This window comes from Kitasatospora sp. NPDC054939 (genome assembly GCF_053610105.1).
Window position 1 is genome coordinate 1 of sequence record NZ_JBSGXP010000264.1, and the last position, 4,787, is coordinate 4,787.

At 70.5% G+C, this 4,787-nt stretch carries 6 protein-coding genes; all 6 read right to left on the reverse strand.

Annotated features, from left to right (window positions below; genetic code table 11):
* Positions 1 to 33: 33 nt before the first annotated feature.
* Positions 34 to 186 (reverse strand): hypothetical protein, encoded by a 153-nt coding sequence (locus tag ACWGB8_RS37830; protein WP_452218199.1) that lies wholly within the window; start codon positions 184 to 186, stop codon positions 34 to 36.
* A gap of 231 nt (positions 187 to 417) precedes the next feature.
* Positions 418 to 1,233: a class I SAM-dependent methyltransferase gene (locus ACWGB8_RS37835; RefSeq protein WP_452218200.1), complete on the reverse strand. Its 816-nt coding sequence runs from the start codon at positions 1,231 to 1,233 to the stop codon at positions 418 to 420.
* 151 nt (positions 1,234 to 1,384) lie between these two features.
* Positions 1,385 to 2,329, reverse strand: a complete 945-nt coding sequence (locus tag ACWGB8_RS37840) for an amino acid ABC transporter permease (RefSeq protein WP_452218201.1) — start codon at positions 2,327 to 2,329, stop codon at positions 1,385 to 1,387.
* Entirely contained in the window at positions 2,326 to 2,991 is a 666-nt protein-coding gene (locus ACWGB8_RS37845) for an amino acid ABC transporter permease (RefSeq protein ID WP_452218202.1), read from the reverse strand. Before ACWGB8_RS37845 ends, ACWGB8_RS37840 begins: the two co-directional genes overlap by 4 nt.
* Before the next feature lie 11 nt (positions 2,992 to 3,002).
* Positions 3,003 to 3,851, reverse strand: coding sequence for a glutamate ABC transporter substrate-binding protein (locus tag ACWGB8_RS37850; RefSeq protein ID WP_452218203.1), 849 nt, complete (start codon positions 3,849 to 3,851; stop codon positions 3,003 to 3,005).
* Positions 3,852 to 3,908: 57 nt separating this feature from the next.
* On the reverse strand, positions 3,909 to 4,673 hold the full coding sequence (locus ACWGB8_RS37855; RefSeq protein WP_452218204.1) for an amino acid ABC transporter ATP-binding protein: 765 nt from the start codon (positions 4,671 to 4,673) through the stop codon (positions 3,909 to 3,911).
* Positions 4,674 to 4,787: the final 114 nt, after the last annotated feature.

A 4,787-nucleotide genomic window follows, 5' to 3' on the forward strand; every position in this document is an offset into this window, starting at 1 on the left:
ACCCTGCAGGGTGGCGGCCGGACGGGGTGGTGCTCATCCGCCGAGGCGGGCGAGGAGCAGGCGCGCCCGCCGGGTCTTGGCTTCGGCGCGGTTCTTCAGGTACAGCGCGTGGGCGAGCCGGTGCTGCTCGGCCTCCCGTATCCGCTCGTTGATGAGGGCGCGCGCAGTGTCGAGGTGGTAGTTCATGACGGTCGTTTCCCCCTGCCGGCGGGTGGCCTGCCGATGGCTTCAGCATCGGCCCCAAGGCCTCCCTGCGCCTATGATTCTACACCAGAATCTGAGAACCGCTCGACAATTCACAGTCGATCCGGGCTGTTGTCCTGTTGTTTGAAGGCTCGTTGATTGATGAGCGCAGGGTGTGCCGGGTGTGGCCGGCCGACGTCTCCGCAGGTGGCGCGGGGTGCGGCCCCGGCGCCCTCAGGGGCGGGTGGCGGTGACGAGGTGGTAGTCGAGGAGGCCGTCGCGCCACGCGCGGTGGAAGTTGTGGGCCCAGTGGTCGGGCGGGATGGCGTCGTCGAGGTAGCGGTCGAGCCCGGGCCAGACGTCGGGGCCGATGGACTCGGCGCGGACGGCGCCGAAGCCGGCCTTGGTGAGGTCGGTGGTGAAGCCGGTGAGGGTGTGGGGGACGTCCAGGCCGTCGGCGAAGCTGCCGAGGAGGACGGCGAGGCGTTCGGCGACGTCGGGGCCGTCGGCGGCGAAGAAGGTGGTGACGGCGAGGTGGCCGCCGGGGCGCAGGACGCGGGCGGATTCGTGGGCGAAGCCGGTGAGTTCGCGGAAGTGCTGGGCGGCCTCGACGGAGTAGAGGCCGTCGAGGGAGCCGTCGGCGAAGGGGAGGCGGTCGGCGGCGCCGAGGGTGTAGGCGAGGCGGTCGGGGTAGGTGGCCAGGGCTTCGGCGTTGCCGGCCCGGGCGCGTTCGACCTGGTCGGGGTGGATGTCGACGCCGGTGACGGCGGCGAAGCGGAACTCGCGCAGGGCGAGGGCGGCGCCGAGGCCGCGTCCGCTGCCGACCTCGGCGAGGCGCAGCCGGTCGTGGGGCCCGGGGAAGGTGCCCAGGACGCGGCGGTAGAGCTGTTCCTGGCTGTGGACGCGGTCCTCGGGGGTGGGGGCGGTGAGGTCGATGCCGTGCCAGTCGCCGAAGTTGATGAAGCCTCCCGCGAAGCTGGCCGCCTGCGAGAGGTCGCCGGCACCGTAGGTCTCGCGGACCGGGGCGGGGATGCGGTCGTCCTGGGTCATGGCTCTCCGTTCGTCCGGGCGCGTGGTCCGGGGCTCGGCCGCGCGCCGGAGTACGTACCCGGTCCGGTGCGTGGGCGAACTCGCCGGGTGGCGGGTGGTGCGCGGCGGCAGCGTGGGTGGCGGGGTGACCGCCCGCGCTGCCGCCGCCCGCTCACTTCGCGGGGCCGCCGGGGCCGGCGCCCGGACCGCTGAGGTCGTCGTGGCCGAGGTGCTCACCGGGTGTGGCCAGTTCCTCGACCGCCTCCGCCCCGAGCACCGCGCCGGTGGAGCGCTTGCCGCGCCGCAGCCGGGCCTCCAGCCAGCCGGCGAAGGTGGTCAGCGTGAAGTTCAGCACCACGAACACCACGGCGACCACGGTGAAGCTGGCGATGGTGTTGGCCCCGTAGTTCGCGCTCATCGGGCGCACCGAGGCCAGCAGCTCCGAGAAGCCGAGCAGCGCCCCGCCCAGCGCGGTGTCCTTCACGATCACCACCAGCTGGCTGACGATCGCCGGCAGCATCGCCGTCACCGACTGCGGCAGCAGCACGAAGCGCATCACCTGGTTCTTGCGCATCCCGATGGCCTTCGCCGCGTCGGTCTGCCCCTGCGGCAGCGCCAGGATGCCGGCCCGGACGATCTCCGCCAGCACCGAGCCGTTGTACAGCACCAGGCCGGTCACCACCGCGTACAGCGGCCGGCTGTCCGGGCTCACGTCGGTGAACTCGGAGTACGCCGCATTGGCGAACAGCATCAGGATCAGGACCGGGATCGCGCGGAAGAACTCCACCACCGTGCCGGCCGCCGCCCGCACCCAGCGGTGCTCGGAGAGCCGCGCGATGCCGAACAGCGCGCCGAGCGGCAGCGCGAGGACCATCGACAGCGAGGCCGCGATCAGGGTGTTCTCCAGCCCCGGCAGCAGGTAGGTCTCCCAGACCCGGCCGTCGGTGAAGAACGGTTGCCACTTCTCCCCGGTGAGCTGGTTCTTGTCGGCCAGGCTCTGCACCACCCACCAGACCACCCCGGCCGCGGCGACCAGGAAGACCACCGTCCACAGGACGTTGTGCCGCCTGGCGCGCGGACCCGGGGCGTCGTACAGGACGGTCGGCCCGTGCTTCACCGCTTCACCGCCACCTTGCGGCTCACCCAGTTGAGGAACATCCCGGTCGGCAGCGTCAGGCAGATGAAGCCGAACGCGAAGACCGCCGAGATCAGGATGAGCTGCGCCTCGTTCTCGATCATCTCCCGCATCAGCAGCGCCGCCTCGGCGACCCCGATCGCGGAGGCGACCGTGGTGTTCTTGGTCAGCGCGATCAGCACGTTCGCCAGCGGGCCGACCACCGAGCGGAACGCCTGCGGCAGCACGACCAGCATCAGCACCTGGGGGAAGCGCAGGCCGATCGCGCGCGCCGCCTCGACCTGCCCGATCGGCACCGTGTTGATGCCCGAGCGCAGTGCCTCGCAGACGAACGCCGCGGTGTAGGCGATCAGGCCGAGCACCGCCAGCCGGAAGTTGATCGTGGTGAAGTCGTCCGCGCCCAGCGTGACGCCCAGGGTCTGGAACAGCCCGAGCGAGGTGAACACGATGATCACGGTGAGCGGGATGTTCCGGACGACGTTGACGTACGCGGTGCCGAAGCCCCGCATCAGGGGCACCGGGCTGACCCGCATCGCGGCCAGCAGGGTGCCCCAGACCAGGGCGCCGATCGCGGACCAGAAGGTGAGCTGGACGGTCACCCAGAACGCGCCCAGCAGGTCGTAGCCTTCGAGGAAGTCGAACACGCGCCACCGCCTCAGCTCACGACGACGCCGATCTGCGGCGCGGGCTCGTTCTGGTAGTTCGCCGGGCCGAAGTTCTTCTGCACGGCCGCCTGCCAGGAGCCGTCCTGGACCATCTTCTGCAGCGCGGTGTTGATCTGGTCCTTCAGCGCGCTGCCCTTCTGGACGCCGATGCCGTAGTTCTCGTTGCTCAGGTCGAAGCCGGCGAGCTTGAACTTGCCCTTGAACTGGTCCTGCGCGGCGTAGCCCGCCAGGATCGAGTCGTCGGTGGTCAGGGCGTCGATGACGTTGTTCTCCAGGCCGGTCAGGCACTCCGAGTAGCCGCCGTACTCCTGCAGCTGGGCCTCGGGCGCGATCCTGGTCTTCACGTTCTGCGCGGAGGTGGAGCCGGTGACCGAGCAGAGCTTCTTGTTGTTGAGGTCCTCGGGCTTCTGGATGGTGGTGTCGTCGGCCCGGATCAGGACGTCCTGGTGGGCCAGCAGGTACGGGCCGGCGAAGTCGACCTTCTCGGAGCGCGCGGGGGTGATCGAGTAGGAGGCGGCGATGAAGTCGACGTCGCCGCGCTGCAGGAGGGTCTCGCGGTCGGCGCTCTTGGCCTCCTTCCAGACGATGTCGTTCGGGTCGTGGCCGAGCTCCTTGGCGACGTAGGTCGCCACGTCGACGTCGAAGCCCGTGTACTGGCCGTCCGGGGTCTTCAGGCCGATGCCGGGCTGGTCGAACTTGATGCCGACGGTGATCTTCTCGTCGCCGGCGGTCCCGCTGGCGCTGCTGCCGGAGCCGCTGTCGTCGTCCCCGCAGCCGGCGGCGGTCAGGGCGAGGGCGAGTGCGGCGGTGGCCGCGACGGCGGCCTTGCGAAGCTTCATGGTGATCATCCCTAGTGTTCAGGACGCCGACCGGTGGTGCCGGGGAGCGCGGACGGGTCAGTGGTGCAGGATCTTCGAGAGGAAGTCCTTGGCCCGCTCACTGCTCGGGTGGGCGAAGAACCGGTCGGGGGTCGTCTCCTCCACGATCCGGCCGTCCGCCATGAACACCACGCGGTTGGCGGCCGAACGGGCGAATCCCATCTCGTGCGTGACGACGACCATGGTCATGCCGTCACGGGCGAGCTGCTGCATCACCTCCAGCACCTCGTTGATCATCTCGGGGTCGAGGGCGGAGGTCGGCTCGTCGAAGAGCATGATCTTCGGTTCCATGGCCAGCGCCCGGGCGATGGCGACCCGCTGCTGCTGGCCGCCGGACAGTTGCGCGGGGTACTTGTCGGCCTGGGAGGCGACCCCGACCCGGTCGAGGAGTTCGCGGGCCCGCGCCTCGGCGGTCCTGCGGTCCTTGCGGCGGACCTTGATCTGCCCGAGCGTCACGTTCTGCAGCACGGTCCGGTGCGCGAACAGGTTGAAGGACTGGAACACCATGCCGACGTCGGCGCGCAGGGCGGCCAGTGCGCGGCCCTCGGCCGGCAGCGGCTTCCCGTCGATGGCGATCTCGCCGGAGTCGATGGTCTCCAGGCGGTTGATCGCGCGGCACAGCGTGGACTTGCCGCCGCCCGACGGACCGATGACGACCACGACTTCGCCACGGGCGATGGTCAGGTCGATGTCCTGCAGGACGTGCAGGTCACCGAAGTGCTTGTTGACGTTGCGCAGCACGACCAGATCGCCCGCGGCCGGGGTGGGAAGCTCCTGACTCACGGCTACTCCGCTCTTCGGCTACATCGTCCGCCGTCCGCACGGCAGCCGCACCCCGGGAGCGCGCGGGGGGTGAGCAGGAGGAGGGGAAAGGGGACGGACGGCGGCGGCCCGGGT

Excerpts from the sequence above, each read along its gene's own strand:
- ACWGB8_RS37835 (WP_452218200.1), bottom strand. The coding sequence starts at position 1,233 with ATGACCCAGGACGACCGCATCCCCGCCCCGGTCCGCGAGACCTACGGT.
- ACWGB8_RS37850 (WP_452218203.1), bottom strand. The coding sequence starts at position 3,851 with ATGAAGCTTCGCAAGGCCGCCGTCGCGGCCACCGCCGCACTCGCCCTC.
- ACWGB8_RS37830 (WP_452218199.1), bottom strand. The coding sequence starts at position 186 with ATGAACTACCACCTCGACACTGCGCGCGCCCTCATCAACGAGCGGATA.